Below are 15,987 nucleotides of genomic sequence, written 5' to 3'. Positions count from 1 at the left end.
GAAAAGAGTTGGTTTTTATGTTGGAGGAGGGTGCCAAACAGGGGAAGCAGGGAGCATAGCGAACTTAGGGGACAGGAATGTGAAAGCATGGTCGGAAATGGGGGAAAGGGTGCTTGGAATGAAGACAAGGCGTATGCTGGAGGGGAAAACGAGAATGAGACGGGGTGGGAAGGGATCTTGTGTAGCGTTGAGGAGAGGCAAGCTTTAGTCATAAGGCAAGAAGTAAGCGGAAAAGCAGGTGGGTGTTGAAGGGAGAGAGACTTCGCGTGACAGCTATTGCTTGGGAAAATGGAAGAAGGTGTTTCAGAGGGGCAGTCAAGTGAAAAATAAGAGAGATAAGGAAGTACTTTGGGGGAAGATGTTAGGGAAGTGAGATAGGGGATGTGGGGTGCGGTTCTGTCCGCTTTTGTGTTGTGCCGTGTTTGGGGGCGCGATGAAAGGCCCCATGATGGCTAAGTTGCCGGACAAGTGCTTTTTCATTGGAGAGGAAATGGTTCTTGTGGTGCTTTTGTTTTTTGGGAAAGAGTCGTTTGAGGGGCGTTTTTTAGCCAATATGGGGAAAAGGATGTAGGGACATGAGAAAAAGCCTGTGTGGAGTCAAGTAGGCTTGTTGGGTAAAGGTTGGGGGGCAGGTTGTGGAAGAAAATAGAAGGGTAGGGAAAACGGGAGAATAGGGAAAGAACGGATAGAGATATTATAATCTTTATGTTTTTCTACACTACCTTGTTATAGAAAATCAAAAATGACCACATTTTGTGAATTCACTGTGGGGCGCTCTTAATACTCTTCAAAAGCACTGATCAATAGATACTTCTCCATATAAATTTGATAAATGATATTAGTATGAGCCCGAAGATAAATGCACCAATCTTTACCAAATATCCTTTTATGCTTATGAGAATTAATAACCCTATACTTATTTATTCAGAATATCTTCCATGTAAAATAAAATTATAAAATACATTACAGGTATTATTCCACAAATAATGAAAATTACATACGCGATACTATCAATTACACGCTTGGTATTATCTTGTCGTCTGTTCTCTTGGTTTCTACTAATTTCAGAAGCCTTGTGATTATCTTTAAAAGTTTTATGATAGAACTGATTGTAAGCAGCTCTCTTTTGAGGATCTTTAAGAACTTCATAGGCTTCACAAATTTTTCTGAATTTTTGTTCTGCTTCGGTACTAGAATTATGATCAGGGTGGTATTGCAGAGCTAATTTACGAAAAGCAGATTTTATCTGTTTATCGTTGCATTCGTAGCTTACACCAAGAATTCCATAATAATCGTCTTCATTGACTATCATTAAATACAGCCACTTTGTGTATTGCTCTTATTTTACAAGATCATTTAATTGATCTCTTTTGAATGTATCAACATGTGTTATTTTTATGTTAGAAATATGGTTAAAATCGTATTGAATGGCATGGCTGTACTTGGGGCTATTGTCTCTAAATGAGAGGAGATACAGTTCAAAACGCTTAAAAATGCAGGGTGTTTTTAATATTTTAGAAATATTTTTTTACAAAAATAGATTAAAAGAGAGACGATAAATCAAATGTAAAAGGGACGGCAATAATAGCCAAGGTTGTCATTATTGTAAATAAACAGGCAGGAACCTTAAATCTAAAACGCCAAAGTAAACTTATGGGAACAGACATTATCGTTGTTATTACGAGTGCTACGATAAACCATTGCAGGAATAAGTTCATTATATTAATTTCATTATTAAAACGATTTTGTTTTAGTTCTTCCTCTGAAACACAATCGATAATAGAAACGCCATAATAAACAGGAAATTTTCCACTTGGACAAGCGCTAACAGAAAATTGTTCAAGCTCTAACCATTCTCTTTCGCGTTCTTTTTCTAATAGCTTCTTTTTTATTTTCTGTCTTATATATTCTTTTGAAATACAATTGATCGGAGAAGTACTTCCAACAAAAAGACCATCTGTTGTACATCCACTCGTTGTATGATGCGTAAATAAAACAGTGCTTATTGCTATAGCAAATAAAGTGTTTAAACAGAGGGTATTTATTGGCTTTTGTTTCTAACAAGCTTTTATAAGTCATTTCTGTTAAATAAATCAATATGTGTTATTTTTGTGTTGAAAATATATGTAAAAACGTATTTAATAAAAATGGTTACAATGTCATAATGTGTCTAAATAAAGGTGTGGTACTGGCTAAAACCCCGCATATGTGGGGTTTTAGCTTATTGGAGGAGGTATGACAGCAGAAAATATAAGGGGATCTGTAGCCAAAATGGTTGTCCTAGGGTGGGGAGAGTAGGCAATATCCAAAATACTCCAAATGAAATATACTTGTTGTTGTACATTCACGCACTTGTTTTAATAAAGATATCTCGCTCTAAGCTCATTTCACACCCATTTCATGCCGGCGTTCGTAAATTTCATACTGGCGCCTGTGAATAATATCGTGAGGGGTATAACGGTCAAGCCCCGTAGATTATAAAGTCCGTAGATTATACCCCCAGAGATTATAAACATTGCGCACCCTATCTTTACTTTATGAAAAAGTAAGTTGGTACTATTTGGGGCCCGTTGCCAAAATTGCGGCATGGGCTGTAGCTCTTGAGACGATTCATAATCTCGTTTACTGGGAGGCTTTTTAAGAAGAGATATGCTTTTCTTGGAAAGTTTCTCGCCATACGGATCTTTCTGCTTGTGAAGTGTAAGCGAAGAGGGGTGATTGATTTCAATAGAACAGAGGGAGAGAGCTTTTCGCTCTTGGGGCTCTTATGCAAGACGAATAACGCTATCCGTATCAATCAAAGTATTCGTATAAAAAAGATGCGTGTTGAAAGAGGGAGGCTTAGAGCACGTGGAAAACCATAGTGTATAAAATTGGTAATGAGGGATCTTCTTTGAAAAGGCAGGCTCTCAATTTTCTGCCATATGGGATGTCTAGTATATGGGGATGCCTGTCATATGAGATGTTTGCCATATGAGATGTTTGCCATATGGGAGAGTGGGGTGGCTTAGTGAAAGCTTTATTGAGGGGGACTTTATCACTGTTTGGTTTTTGCTTTTGGTAAGGGGTGGGGAGAATGGGGAAGGAATTGAGTTGAGAGGAGGTTCTGGAAATGGCTCTGTTAGATCTGTTGTAAATGACGAATAGGATCGATGAAGCTTATTCTAATTTTTAGAGGGAATGCTTGTGTTGCTTGAGGTGGATAGAGAGGCTAGAAAGATAAGATTATTCGTTTTGGGGCGGATAAAGGTATCAATGGGATATGTTCAAACAATGAGTTTATAATAATTCATTATTGAGATTTAATTTGAATTTCAATGAGAGCCCGAAATAGTGTGAGATGTTCTTATTTCAACCCTTCTTATTCAGACGCTCTTATATTGAATCAAGTAAAATCGTTTGTTTGCATATTACAAACAGGGTGAGCTTGTGGGGAAAAATATTCAAGAAATAAAATATTGAAAAAATAAAAATGTCTATACCGTCTCAAGTGCTAAGAGCTGTTGCAACAGTGAGGCTTGGTAAAGAGAAGGATAGGGCAAATCTTACAGAAAGGAAAGAGGGGGGAGGCAAGGAAAGGGGAGGCAAGGGGTGGGGGGATATTCTTTGGGGGGCGGTCAATTTCAAAAGCCGTTCGTAAGGCATTTTAGAGATTAAGCGTGGCATTGAGGCTCTTGATTTTGAAGCTACTGATTTTGAGGCTATTGAAGCGCATGGTTTAAAGGATGGAGGATTTGATGAAGCCGATGAAGGTTGGGGAAAAGATTTAGGCTTATAGGGAAGACTTATAAGGGCAAGAAGAGAGAGGCAAAAGAAGAATAAAATGGTGCTGCGAGAGAGGATTGAACTCTCGACCTCTCCCTTACCAAGGGAGTGCTCTACCACTGAGCTACCGCAGCCCTTTTCAATCTTTGCGCTGTCTTGTGCCATATTGTCAGAAAATAGGCAAGAGAACATTTGTATATTCTTGCAAGAAAACGTATCTTATGTCATGACATATGTTTCTTATATGCTTAAATATTTAAGGTTATGAGTTGCTTGGATAGAAGCTCAACACTGTTTAAAAGGTTGCGCAATGACACAAATGCATCAAAAACAAAAACAAAATGAAATTAATCATCAAGATGAAAAAGCAAAACGACGTCAAGAAAGATTGGCACAACAATTGCGTCAAAACCTGAAACGTCGAAAAGAGCAAAGCCGAAAAAGAGCACAACCAGAGCTCTAAAATGCAAAAAGCTCTAAAATGCAAAAAAATGTTTTTTAGTAAATTTTTGCAACCAAACTTCTCAATAATTTGTTCTCATAGTTAGAATGCGTTCTAAAACGATTAATAAAGCATAACTTCCCGAAGGGGGACAATCCTTTGGAAGGGCAGGCACAAAGGAAAAGAGGGAAAACACGATGGATTCTATTCAAATTGTTGGGGGAAAAAAACTTCAAGGAACAATTCCTATATCAGGGGCAAAAAATGCTGCATTGCCTCTTATGATTGCGGCGCTGCTGACAGAAGAAACGCTCACTTTAGAAAATATTCCGCATCTGGCCGATGTTGAATTGCTTATTCGTATTCTCAATAATCATGGTGTTGGATATGCCGTTGATGGACAAGAGTTTAACGATGAATGTGTGAATTCAAGAACAATTCATTTTACGGCGCAAAAAATAGCCACAACACGGGCACCATACGAACTGGTGAAAAAAATGCGTGCAAGCTTTTGGGTTATCGGACCACTGCTTGCACGATGCGCAGAGGCTTATGTTTCGCTTCCTGGAGGATGCGCTATTGGAACAAGACCTGTCGATTTTATCCTTGAGGGACTTAAAACTTTAGGCGCACAGATTACTATCGAAAATGGATATGTTCATGCAAAAGCGCTAAAGGGGTTAAAAGGTGCTCACTATCGTTTCCCTAAAGTCACTGTTGGTGGAACCCATGTGCTGCTGATGGCGGCGACAATGGCAAAGGGAACAACCACTCTTGAGAATGCAGCTTGTGAGCCAGAAGTGACAAACCTTATTCGAACTCTGAATGCTATGGGGGCTCAAATAACCGGTGAAGGAACAACAACGCTTACAATTGAAGGGGTTAAAAAACTCAACGGTGCTAGAGTACGCGTTATTGCTGATCGAATCGAAGCGGGAACATATGCAATGGCTGTTGCTATGACGGGAGGAGATGTCTTTCTTAAAAATGCAAATCCTAATCATCTCACAAAGGTGCTTAAGGTGCTCCAAAAAACAGGACTCGAGATTCAAATAGAACCTCAAGGAATTCATATTAAGCGAAATCCAAAGAACACCAAAATTATGCCCGTTGATATTAAAACAGGACCTTATCCTGCTTTTCCAACTGATCTCCAAGCGCAATTCATGGCGCTCATGACACGGGCTGAAGGAATCGCGCATATTACAGAGACGGTTTTCGAAAATCGTTTTATGCATGTTCAAGAACTCAATCGCTTAGGAGCACAGATAAAGCTTGATGGGCAGACGGCAACTGTCTATGGAACAGAGAATTTGCAAGGGGCTCCTGTCATGGCGACGGATTTGCGTGCTTCTGTTTCTCTTGTGATTGCAGCATTGGCAGCAAAGGGGGAAACAATCGTCAATCGTGTTTATCATCTTGATCGTGGATTTGAGAGATTAGAAGAAAAATTGGCTCGTTGTGGCGCAAAAATCCAACGTATCACAGTGTAAACCTGTTAAAGTGTAAACCTGTTAAAGATATGCTGAATGCTTTGCGCTGTGGTTGAGGGGGGCGATTGCTTGGGGGCGTTTTAACACAATGTTTGCTTGTTGGGAGGGGCTGGGCTTGGCTGGTGCATTTTTAATGGTTTACTCTCTTGCTTGTGGAATTTTGGAGCCGTATATTCTTGATGATTTTCTCAATAGTTCTTTCAAATCTCCATCTTTCAAGGGTATGGCTTTTGTGGCTGCTGTTTTCTTTTCGGAATGGTTTTTCTTTCGTGTAAAGTTTTGCTTCTCTCACTCTTGAAGAGGCTCGTGATTATTGTCTAAGTTTCGTTCATGGCGCTCATGACGCGGGGTTGAGGGAAGCGCGCATATTACAGAGACGGTTTTCGAAAATCGTTTTATGCATGTTCAAGAACTCAATCGCTTGAGGGCGCAAATAAAGCTTGATGGGCGAGAGGGCAACTATCTCATGGAACAGAGAATTTGCAAGGGGGGACTCATCATGGCGACGGATTTGCGTGCTTCTTGTTTCTCTTGTGATTGCAGCCCTCTTACTCTTGTTACATTGGCAGCAAAGGGGAAAACAATCGTCAATCGTGTTTATCATCTTGATCGTGGATTTGAGAGATTAGAAGAAAAATTGGCTCGTTGTGGCGCAAAAATCCAACGCATCACAGTGTAAATCTGTAAGATGTCTCTCAAAAATGGCTTTGGGAGGGGGTGATATGTTGTTAGGTGTGCTTTTGGGAGGTGTGATCTCAAAAAACAAGGTTTGTTAATCTTCTCAATGAACGTGGGTTTTATCTCATGGTTTTGGAGTTTTTACGAGCGGGCATAAAAGTTTGAGAGGCGGGGGTGGAGCTCATAAAATAAAGACTGTTTTTAAATTTTATTGCTAATTTCATGAAATTACTTTATTGGTAAGAGAATGTTTTGGTCGTCTACGCAGCGATCAACAGGGAATGAAAGACCCTAAACTTGAGACACGTATTTATCCAGCTTTATGGATATCCCGGATTTCCGGGAGCTTTTGTTATGTCCAGGTGCGCTCTAGCACTAAAAGCAAAAGGCTGAGTCAAGTTTCAGCTCTTTCAACTCCCGGAATACCAATGCGAGGGCGCTCGCAACCGGCAGGGGAGCTTGAAGTGAAAGCTAAAAATCCACACTTTAACGACATTTCGATAGGCAGAAAAATTCGCTTTAAAAGAACAATGCTTGGAATGTCACAAAAGAAATTAGGCAGTCAGTTAGGGGTGACTTTTCAACAAATCCAAAAATATGAAAAAGGCTCTAATCGTATAGGGGCGGGGCGTTTACAGGAAATTGCTGATATTTTCAATGTTCCCATTTCTTTTTTCTATACGGATCTCTCAACAAAAGAAAATGTCTTGTATTGCTGTGATGAAGGGATCGCAAGTAAAGAAGAGCACATCCTTTTGAAAAGTTTTAGAGAGCTCAAACCTCAAAAACAGAAAGCAATTTTGTGTTTGATTGTCTCATGAGATAAAAACACTGTTTTAAATTTTATTGCTGGTCTCCAGAAATTATTTTATGAACAAGCACCAAGGTTCTCGTCGTACAGTGTGGTTGAATGGTGGAACCCAAAGCCTGAAAATCCAAGATGAGACATTAGCCTGTTTTATAAGTATTGCGAGATTCCGGGAGTTTTTGCTATGTCCAGGTGCGATGAGCACTAAAAGCAAAAAAGCTGATTCGAACTCAGTACTTTCAGACTCCCGGAATACGCATAAGAGGCGCTCGCAACCGGCAGGGGAGCTTGAAGTGAAAGCTAAAAATCCACACTTTAATGATATTTCGATAGGCAGAAAAATTCGCTTTAAAAGAACAATGCTGGGAGTGTCGCAAAAGAAATTAGGCAGCCAGTTAGGTGTGACTTTTCAACAAATCCAAAAATATGAAAAAGGCTCTAATCGTATAGGAGCTGGGCGTTTACAGGAAATTGCCGACATTCTTAATGTTCCCATTTCCTTTTTTTACGCTGATCTCTCGACAAAAGAAAATGCCTTGTATTGCTGTGATGAAGGGATCGCAAGCAAAGAAGAGCACATCCTTTTGAAAAGTTTTAGAGAGCTCAAACCTCAAAAACAGAAGGCAATTTTGTGTTTGATTTCCTCCCGCTCTACGCTCTAAAGGATGCATATTCCTGACTTAAGGGCTGCTCTGTAAACAGTCCGGCTTCTGTTGGCGGGGTTTTGACCTACTCCTGACCCATTCATGTGGTTCACTTTAAAAAGGGCGTTACAGGGCAAGTCATGCCCATTTATTACACACTCTAAAAACACTTAATATGGAAAGTTTTACATGCCTTATATCACGGCTCTAAACAACAAGGTTTTACGGCACAACATGATAAACCGCGCTTTTTTTTCAGTGAACACTAATGCATATTGTTATTGGTTTTTTTTTCTGTTAAGAAGCATATACAGTGTCGTAAAAGAGTTAAGTAAGAAATTTAAATAGCGCGTGAAGCATCAAAGAAACTTTGGAAAAATTCTTGAAAAATTAGTTTAGGGGAGCTTTTTATAAAAGCCCGTCTTAGAAAGGCAGATAAGTCTTTCATCTTAAGATGGTTTGCTTTACGTTTCAAAACTTGATAAAAATTCAAAAATTTCGAAAAAATAGGAAGAGAAGCTTTTTCTGGTATGCAGGGGGGAAAATGGTCAATAAATTAGACAAAAAACAGATTATATTTTTAGCATTGCCACTCATCTTTTCAATCATTGTAGCTTTTTTGGTCAATATAACCATCAATAACATTACAGAAAATGGAACGACGCCTGATGCTTATTGGTTTGTAAGATCAAAGCCACTGGATATTTTAATCCTTATTGCATTTTCATGTTCTTCATTCATCTTATTACAAAAAAGGCATATCAGAAAAAATATCACTATTTCGTCCATGATCATCTTTGGTTTGTTTGCAACTTATTATAGTGCAAATGAATATATCAGACTTAGTCCATATGTAGGTCAAGATAATATGACATGGGCGGATGTTCTTCCTTTCTTTGATAGGATGGTTTTATGGGGTGTTGTTATTGGCGTTATTATCCTTGGTTACACGATAAAACTATCATTACCTAAAGCTTCACCTTTGAAAATTTCAAAAAATACGATCTTTGGTGGTGTTCAATGGATGAGTATGAAACGCCTTGAAAAGATTTTTCCTCGTGATGGCGAAGTCGTCATAGGAGAGCGCTATAGAGTCGACAAAGATATTGTTAAAGATGTCCCTTTTAATCCTAAAGACAAAACAACATGGGGAAAAGGTGGTCGCCAGCCATTGTTGACATATAAACTCAATTTTGATTCAACCCATATGTTATTTTTTGCTGGTTCTGGTAGTTATAAAACAACCAGTAATGTTATTCCAACTTGTCTCAAATATTCCGGTCCACTGATCGTTTTTGACCCTTCAACTGAAGTCGCTCCAATGGTAAAAAAAACAAGGCAGCTGTCAAACAGAAAAGTATACGTTCTTGATCCTCATGGTTCTTCAACGGAAACTTTTAATCCTTTAGATTGGCTGTTAGATGAAAATCTCCCCCTTTATGAAAGAGAAGCGGGGTTGGTTGAAGTTGCTAGACTCCTTCTTTCTGAAAACGACAAATCAACTTCGACTGATCAATTTTTTGTATTACAGGCACATAATTTGTTAACAGGACTACTTGCGCATATTGTCTTTTCTGATGAATACACATTAAAGGAAAAAAACTTAAAAACCCTTCATACGATCATGTCAATGCCAGAACCATCCGTGATTGGAAAATTGCAATCTATACGATCAAATTCTCCATCCCAATTTATTCGTGAAACCCTTGGGGTGTTTACAAATATGGCTGAACAAACTTTCTCAGATGTCTATTCTACTGCTGCAAAAGATATACAATGGCTTTCACTCTCTAACTATGCAAACCTTATCAGTGGTCATGATTTTAAAACTACCGATATAACAAAGGGAAATATTGATATTTTTCTAAATATCCCCTCAAAAATTTTAAAATCTTATCCAGGTGTTGGGCGTGTCCTTGTTGGCTCTTTTCTCAGAGCTATGGAAGCCGCTAATGGTAATTATGCAAAAAGAGCGCTCTTTATTTTAGATAATGCTGATCTTTTAGGATATATGAACATTTTAGAAGAAGCACGTGATCATGGACGCAAATATGGTATATCTCTCATGCTTTTTTACAAGTCTGTAGATCAAATAGAACACTATTTCGGTTCGTCAGGCGTTATGACATGGTTTGAAAATTGTGCTTTTGTAAGCTATGCCGCAATAAAAGATATTAAAACTGCTGAAAATATATCTAAGGCATGTGGTCAAATGACCATTGAAGTGAAAGATTCAAGCAAACCTCTAGGAGGATTCCATACAAGAGGGACAGAAAATATAAACACCCAGCATAGACCTTTAATATATCCACATGAAATAACACAAGAAATGCGAAAAGACGAACAGATTATTCTTATGCAAGGGCAACCACCTGTTCGTTGTGGACGCTCTATCTATTTTAGACGTAAGGATTTAACAGCTCTTACTAATGAAAATAGCTTTTCTTCTTAATAAAGCATCTATTTTTTAGTTAAAATGAATAAAGTATTGTTGTATTTTTGGATGATATAATTAGAGATAAATCATTTTTATATTACATTTTTATAATATAGTGGCTTGAAAATGGGAGAAAGTCATAAACGATCTTTCTGCTAAGAATACAAACACCAAAAAAATCAAGACATAAAAAGAGTATCTTATCAATTATAATGCGTGGGGTGTTCAAGATAATACGTAGAATATTGGCTGTAATAGTTAAAAGGTTGCTTTACGCAATCTTCCTTATTTTATTATTCATTCGTAAACCAGTTTTTGCCTTCTTAAACTTCTTTGTTGGTGGCTTGGTTTTATTCCTATTTTTCTTTTTTGGGGATACACAGCGAGAGTTGCACCCTATGAACACCAAACAGCAATGGTCATTGGTTTTGTTATCATGATATTTCTTTGCTTGTTTGCTAATGATGTCTATGAAAGGCTTTTACTACGAGCTAATACGTCTAGCATCTCTTGATTATGATCTTATACTTATTTCAATAAATAGCGCTCACTTCGTTCGTATATAATTTAATCAAAAATGAGAGGTTATCTGCCTCTTATAAAAATACAAATAAAGACTGTTTTTAAATTTTATTGCTAATTTCATGAAATTACTTTATACCTTAAAGGGTAACTTTGGTCGTCTACGCAACGACCAAGAGGGATTCAAAAACCCCTAAAATCCGAGCGTAAAAATGAACCTACTCTTGTGGGTGTCCCGGGATTCCGGGAGTTTTTGCTATGTCCAGGTGCTCTCTAGCACTAAAAGCAAAAAAAGCTGACTGAACTCAGTACTTTCAGACTCCCGGAATACGCATAAGAGGCGCTCGCAACCGGTAGGGGAGCTTGAAGTGCAAACTAAAAATCCACACTTTAACGATATTTCGATAGGCAGAAAAATTCGCTTTAAAAGAACAATGCTGGGAATGTCGCAAAAGCAATTAGGCAGTCAGTTAGGTGTGACTTTTCAACAAATCCAAAAATATGAAAAAGGCTCTAATCGTATAGGCGCAGGGCGTTTACAGGAGATTGCCGACATTCTTAATGTTCCCATTTCCTTTTTTATTCTGGTCTCTCAACAAAAGAAGACGTCTTGTATTGCTGTGATGAAGGGATCGCAAGTAAAGAAGAGCACATTCTTTTGAAAAGTTTTAGAGAGCTCAAACCTAAAAAGCAGAAAGCAATTTTAAGATTAAATTTTCGTTAGAATTAAAAAAAGATTAAAGAGGCTCTTGCTAAATAATAAATTATTATATAAAGCTTTTTCTAGAGAAGGGGGTTAACATTTCTCCTCCCCCCCCCCCGCAGAAATGTCCAAATAAAACCTCCTTCTCATCGTTTTAAAAATCACGAAAAATTTTATCTTTTATCCTTTATTTTTTTTTAAAAGAGTGACTTATTTGTGCTAGAAAAGTTGCTGTATTAGGTAAATTGGAGGGCGGGGTGTTTTTAGTAGGGATTTGGGAAGGGCTGGAAAAGTCGTCTTGCCAAATAGAGTTCTCAAAAGAAAATCTTGGAAAGAAACTATCAAAGGGGTGGCTTAAAAGAAGCTACCAAAAATCCGGAACTTCAGGCTTTAAATGAGGACCAATCCGTACCGCTGAGACCTTTTCTGCTAAACCGGTGCGATCTGAAATCTCAACCGCTAAACCACAAAGGGTGGCAGGACCACATGCCGGTTCAAAACGATCTTGCTTCGTCTTATAAAGAAAACGGTGTAAGGGTTCTTCTTTATCCATTCCAAGAGATGAATTATAATCTCCACACATGCCTGCATCTGTTAAATAGGCGCTCCCACCTTCTAAGATCTGCGCGTCAGCCGTGGGAATATGCGTATGGGTGCCAACGATAACACTCACACGACCATCAAGAAAATGGCCAAAACATTGCTTCTCGCTTGTCGTTTCTGCGTGAAAGTCAAAAATAATCGTATCGGCTTGCTCCATCAACGAACAGGCAAGCAGAATATTCTCCGCTGTTTCAAATGGATCTTCTACTTTACACGGCATAAAAACGTTGCCCAACAGATTGGCGACAAGAACACGGGCGCCATTTTTTGCCGTAAAAACACCAGAACCTTTTCCAGGAGTTTCTTTCGAAAAATTGGCAGGGCGTAAAAAACGATCACTCTCATGGGCATACTGCAATGCTTCTTTGTGAGAAAAAGCATGATTACCTGTGGTGACAACATCAACACCGGTTATCAAAAGATCTTGATACGTTTCTTGTGTGAGACCAAAACCACCAGAGGCATTTTCACCATTTACCACAACAAAATCAAGCTGCCATTTCTCAATCAGTTGAGGAAGGTGTTCAAAAACAGCTTTACAGCCTGTGCTACCAACAATGTCACCTAAAAATAAAAAACGCATAGGCGCTTTAATCACATTTTAACATTTTAAGAAACCTTTTTCTGTAAAAATTCCTTGTACCTGTAGATCTTGTTCTGCTGCGGGAATAGAGGAAACCTCCTGACATGAAAATCCTATGCCCCATAATATCATTTGATGCCCTTGTTTTTCAAGAGCTGCAACAGCACGGTCATAGTATCCTCCTCCATAGCCAAGACGGTGACATTGACGATCAAACGCAGAAAGCGGAACAATAATATTATTGGGGGCAACAACGTCATTGTCTGCACTCGGACCAAAGGTGCCAAAACGCATGGGCTCTAAAATCGTGCTGGGCGAAAATGCACGGAAAATCATGGTGGTGGAATCAAGAACTGCTGGTAAGGCTAAATGCCCACCGCGTAACGCTACAGCATCCAGTAAAGGACGCGGGTCAATTTCCGATTTAATGGGCCAATAGCCTGCTAAAATGAGGCGTGAAAAATCGGTTCCCTTCTTTTCAAGGTATTCAATAAAGTGGCAACAAGCACGCTGTGAAAAGAGTGCACGCTCTTCTGTTAAAAGAGCATCACGACGCGATAAACCGCTTTTGCGTTGCTGTGTGCGAAGGGATGAAGCAGATTCATAGAGGGGATTATTTGTCATTGTCTCGTCAATTATTTTATAAGATGCTGGTATTTTATCCATTGTTGGCGTTTTGTAAATCTCTGTTAGGACAAGAGCTGTGCTCATGAAAAAAAAAGCATGAAAAAAGTGTGTGCTCTTTAGGGGGTATCTTGGTGCAACAAGCCGCTTTTGCGCTGCTTGCGTGCGAAGGGATGAAGCAGATTCACAGAGGGGATTATTTGTAAGTGCTGTCTGTTCTACAAAATAAAGCCTATCGTAATTTTTATTTCTTGAAAAGAGTATCGTCATTGGTCTTATGTAAAAAGACGCTCTCAATTTTAGCTGGAAAAATTTGATGTAAAAAAGGGTGATCCACAACAGCCGATGGAAAAAGCTGATCCCGGGAACCTATACAAATAGGTGGGCGCCATATGAAAAAGCCCACGGGCTTGATCAGGGACAGCTCCCTTGGAGATCATTAAGGTCTCAGGAATACGTTATTTCCTGTCGAGAAGCGCAGAACACCCTCCTTAATATAAAACAATTTCAGAGCTTCTGCTAGAGATAAAATAACCTCGCTCTCTTCTTTTTCAAAAAGTATTTCAGGAGAGTTTTTATAACCTTGCTGGTGGCTGCTCGAAATGGCTGTATGATGGATGGCTTATTCAAAGTAAAAAAGCAAAAAATATGAGTGGGGGTGGGTGTTTGAGTGACGCAGAACGGTTTATTGGCAATGGCTTGATTGGCTCTTTTGGGACAATGCTTGATTTTTATGTTTCGCGGGAATACTTGGAGGAGGTTTGAAGGGAAATATTTCTTATTCAAGGATGTTGGTTGAATTGGTGTTGCGTCTTTGAAGTTTTTGCTTTGTGAATCCATATTTCAGGGCTGTTTTATCAACTTTGAGGGGTGAAGGAGAGCCGATACGGTATGTGCTGCTATGGTTGAAGCTTAAAAATAAAAAACAGATGATGATAGTTTATCAGAGGCGCTAAGCGATGTTTTAAGCTTTTTTCAAAAAGTATTTTTTGAGGATCGTGTTTACAAATTTTTTTTATCCATGATGGAAGGTGTGAAAAGAAGAAACGGCGTGAAGAGGACTCCGGCGTGGAAGCGTTTGCTTGCTATGAGAAGAAATTCTGTAGGGAGTATATTGGCAGTGTTTGGAAGATGCCTTCAATACAAAAAAGTCAAAATTCAAAAAAAGTACTGTGAATTGTGTGGGGGGTGATGGTGTGGTTATAAGCAGGGGCAGTTTATTGAGTGGAATGTGAAGCCGGCTTGTGTCTTATCTAGGTTTGAAAGGATGCCGTAAAGCGTCTCGTTTTTGAATGGTTTCAAAGAGCTTGTGGTGATTGTTCGTCTAATAGAGCTTGCACGCGCTTTTGAATCCTGCGCATTTGTGGATAGTAATCCAATGCTGTTTCATAAGCTTTAAGAGCAAGTTTTGGACGCTCCGTTGCTTCCATGACAACGCCAAGTTCAAAAAAAGCACTATAATTGCGCGGCTCAAGTTCAAGAGCATGGTTGAGATCAAGCAGGGCAAGTTTGAAATCGTTCAGTTGAATGTGAATCCAAGCGCGTCTTATCCAAGCTTCAGCATGAGTAGGTAAAAGTGCAAGAGCATTATCAATATAATCAAGCGCAAGTCCATAATCGTCGCTGTTGAGTGCATTTTCAGCCCATGACATCAAAAGATCAATCGTCTCGCTCCCCGATTGGGACCATAAATGTTGAAGCTGTTGACTGATCTTTTTCGCTTTAGCAACATCAGCACAATATTTCAATTCTTTGAGTAAACGTGAAATTTCTGCTTCTTTGCGCTGCTTAACTCTGTCAACATGGGAAAGCTGCTCTTTGTCAAGATCTTCAAGAATAACCGCCGAAGAATCAGAATCGGAGGGCGTTGAGGAGGAGGGAGGAGAATTGGGAATAAGATCATCTAACGGTAAAAGCGATTGTGGAGAAGGCCGATCTTCAGGAAGAGAAGAAGGATTTTGCCCATAGCTCGAGGGAACAAAACAAAAAACGCCAACAAAAGAAAGAAAAAACGCGCGCTGGAAAATACAGAAAAAACGCAGCTGAAAAAATCGAAAGGCTTTTAAAAAAATAGAAGAATCCATAAAAACAAGCCCCCAAAAGATAAATCACCAAATATTATCAAATACTAGACTTGTAATCAACGGACTTATAACAAAAAAACGCAAGAAAAAATTTTTAAGCCTACAATTAAAGTAGGCATAAAAACATTGACCCTAAAGAAATTAGCCCTGACGTGCTCTAAAACGTGGGTTCGTTTTATTAAGAATATAAACACGACCCTTACGACGCACCAAACGATTGTTACGGTGGCGCTCTTTTAGTGCTTTAAGCGAATTTTTAATTTTCATCATATTCACCGTTTAAATAGTTTACGTAACACAATACTATAATACAATATTAAAATACGAAAATACAATACCACAACCCCAATAGACTGCTCACTTTAATGAGCATTGCATTGCGATATCGTACTTGCATCATAACATCACACGATACACTTTTTCACTGTGATCACAAAAAGAAAAGCGTACTCTTAAGGTACGCACTAACCACTTCATTAGCACAACGATAAGTGAAAATTGCAAAAAAGTAGGAGAGATCTAACAAGAAGTCTTATTCTTGTCAAGGGTATATCCCTTACAAATTCCTATAGTGTGTGTTAATGGTTGCCTTGGAGGTAAA

Annotated in this window: 14 protein-coding genes, 1 tRNA gene, 1 other RNA gene and 3 pseudogenes; 11 read left to right on the top strand and 8 right to left on the bottom strand. The window is 38.9% G+C overall.

What is annotated here, in order from left to right; translation table 11 throughout:
* Positions 1-87: 87 nt before the first annotated feature.
* Together ACFIJW_RS03770 and ACFIJW_RS03765 are read left to right on the top strand one after the other, a co-directional pair.
* Positions 88-249 carry a hypothetical protein gene (locus ACFIJW_RS03770; protein ID WP_375633336.1) on the top strand — a complete coding sequence of 54 codons (162 nt, stop codon included), beginning with the start codon at positions 88-90 and terminating at the stop codon, positions 247-249.
* A gap of 184 nt (positions 250-433) precedes the next feature.
* Positions 434-571, top strand: a complete 138-nt coding sequence (locus tag ACFIJW_RS03765; protein ID WP_375633335.1) for a hypothetical protein — start codon at positions 434-436, stop codon at positions 569-571.
* A gap of 507 nt (positions 572-1,078) precedes the next feature.
* On the opposite strand, the pseudogene ACFIJW_RS03760 reads toward ACFIJW_RS03765, so the two are convergent.
* Both ACFIJW_RS03760 and ACFIJW_RS03755 read right to left on the bottom strand, forming a co-directional pair.
* Positions 1,079-1,312 (bottom strand): annotated as a pseudogene (locus ACFIJW_RS03760) (DnaJ domain-containing protein); the annotation flags it as partial.
* A 229-nt stretch (positions 1,313-1,541) separates the two neighbouring features.
* Positions 1,542-1,718, bottom strand: a complete 177-nt coding sequence (locus tag ACFIJW_RS03755) for a hypothetical protein (RefSeq protein WP_375633334.1) — start codon at positions 1,716-1,718, stop codon at positions 1,542-1,544.
* Positions 1,719-2,973: 1,255 nt separating this feature from the next.
* Here ACFIJW_RS03755 and ACFIJW_RS03750 point away from each other — a divergent pair.
* The gene (locus ACFIJW_RS03750; protein ID WP_375633333.1) at positions 2,974-3,147 is read left to right on the top strand and encodes a hypothetical protein; all 174 of its coding nucleotides are present in this window, start codon (positions 2,974-2,976) and stop codon (positions 3,145-3,147) included.
* Between the two features lie 325 nt (positions 3,148-3,472).
* Positions 3,473-3,640 (top strand): hypothetical protein, encoded by a 168-nt coding sequence (locus ACFIJW_RS03745; protein ID WP_375633332.1) that lies wholly within the window; start codon positions 3,473-3,475, stop codon positions 3,638-3,640.
* Positions 3,641-3,824: 184 nt separating this feature from the next.
* Here ACFIJW_RS03745 and ACFIJW_RS03740 read toward each other — a convergent pair.
* Positions 3,825-3,899: transfer RNA gene (locus ACFIJW_RS03740), tRNA-Thr, on the bottom strand.
* A 176-nt stretch (positions 3,900-4,075) separates the two neighbouring features.
* Between ACFIJW_RS03740 and ACFIJW_RS03735 the strand changes: the two genes are divergently transcribed.
* From ACFIJW_RS03735 to ACFIJW_RS03705, 7 genes and pseudogenes are all read left to right on the top strand, one after another.
* Positions 4,076-4,228: a hypothetical protein gene (locus ACFIJW_RS03735; protein ID WP_375607050.1), complete on the top strand. Its 153-nt coding sequence runs from the start codon at positions 4,076-4,078 to the stop codon at positions 4,226-4,228.
* A 176-nt stretch (positions 4,229-4,404) separates the two neighbouring features.
* Positions 4,405-5,700 (top strand): UDP-N-acetylglucosamine 1-carboxyvinyltransferase, encoded by a 1,296-nt coding sequence (gene murA / locus ACFIJW_RS03730; RefSeq protein WP_375611654.1) that lies wholly within the window; start codon positions 4,405-4,407, stop codon positions 5,698-5,700.
* Positions 5,701-6,027: 327 nt separating this feature from the next.
* A pseudogene (locus ACFIJW_RS03725) lies at positions 6,028-6,379 on the top strand (UDP-N-acetylglucosamine 1-carboxyvinyltransferase); the annotation flags it as partial.
* Between the two features lie 235 nt (positions 6,380-6,614).
* A complete protein-coding gene (locus ACFIJW_RS03720) occupies positions 6,615-7,199 on the top strand; it encodes a helix-turn-helix domain-containing protein (RefSeq protein ID WP_375633331.1) in 585 nt (194 codons plus the stop codon).
* Positions 7,200-7,383: 184 nt separating this feature from the next.
* Positions 7,384-7,848, top strand: coding sequence for a helix-turn-helix domain-containing protein (locus ACFIJW_RS03715; RefSeq protein ID WP_375633379.1), 465 nt, complete (start codon positions 7,384-7,386; stop codon positions 7,846-7,848).
* Between the two features lie 526 nt (positions 7,849-8,374).
* On the top strand, positions 8,375-10,282 hold the full coding sequence (traG, locus tag ACFIJW_RS03710; RefSeq protein ID WP_375613600.1) for a Ti-type conjugative transfer system protein TraG: 1,908 nt from the start codon (positions 8,375-8,377) through the stop codon (positions 10,280-10,282).
* Positions 10,283-11,157: 875 nt separating this feature from the next.
* Positions 11,158-11,513, top strand: a pseudogene (locus ACFIJW_RS03705) (helix-turn-helix domain-containing protein).
* Positions 11,514-11,856: 343 nt separating this feature from the next.
* Here the strand turns inward: ACFIJW_RS03705 and ACFIJW_RS03700 are convergent.
* The 5 genes from ACFIJW_RS03700 to ykgO all read right to left on the bottom strand — a co-directional run bounded on the left by ACFIJW_RS03700 (position 11,857) and on the right by ykgO (position 15,653).
* A complete protein-coding gene (locus ACFIJW_RS03700; protein ID WP_375613599.1) occupies positions 11,857-12,678 on the bottom strand; it encodes a TIGR00282 family metallophosphoesterase in 822 nt (273 codons plus the stop codon).
* A gap of 18 nt (positions 12,679-12,696) precedes the next feature.
* Positions 12,697-13,302 (bottom strand): 5-formyltetrahydrofolate cyclo-ligase, encoded by a 606-nt coding sequence (locus tag ACFIJW_RS03695; protein ID WP_375633378.1) that lies wholly within the window; start codon positions 13,300-13,302, stop codon positions 12,697-12,699.
* A 326-nt stretch (positions 13,303-13,628) separates the two neighbouring features.
* Positions 13,629-13,789, bottom strand: a non-coding RNA gene (gene ssrS / locus ACFIJW_RS03690) — 6S RNA.
* Positions 13,790-14,600: 811 nt separating this feature from the next.
* The gene (locus ACFIJW_RS03685) at positions 14,601-15,386 is read right to left on the bottom strand and encodes a tetratricopeptide repeat protein (protein WP_375633330.1); all 786 of its coding nucleotides are present in this window, start codon (positions 15,384-15,386) and stop codon (positions 14,601-14,603) included.
* A 141-nt stretch (positions 15,387-15,527) separates the two neighbouring features.
* A complete protein-coding gene (gene ykgO / locus ACFIJW_RS03680) occupies positions 15,528-15,653 on the bottom strand; it encodes a type B 50S ribosomal protein L36 (protein ID WP_004863016.1) in 126 nt (41 codons plus the stop codon).
* Positions 15,654-15,987 lie beyond the last annotated feature (334 nt).

Origin of the sequence: Bartonella sp. MM97QHHN (genome assembly GCF_042194285.1) — a bacterium.
Lineage (GTDB): Bacteria > Pseudomonadota > Alphaproteobacteria > Rhizobiales > Rhizobiaceae > Bartonella.
Note: the sequence above shows the minus strand (reverse complement) of the source record. Positions and strands in the feature narration are given on the sequence as shown.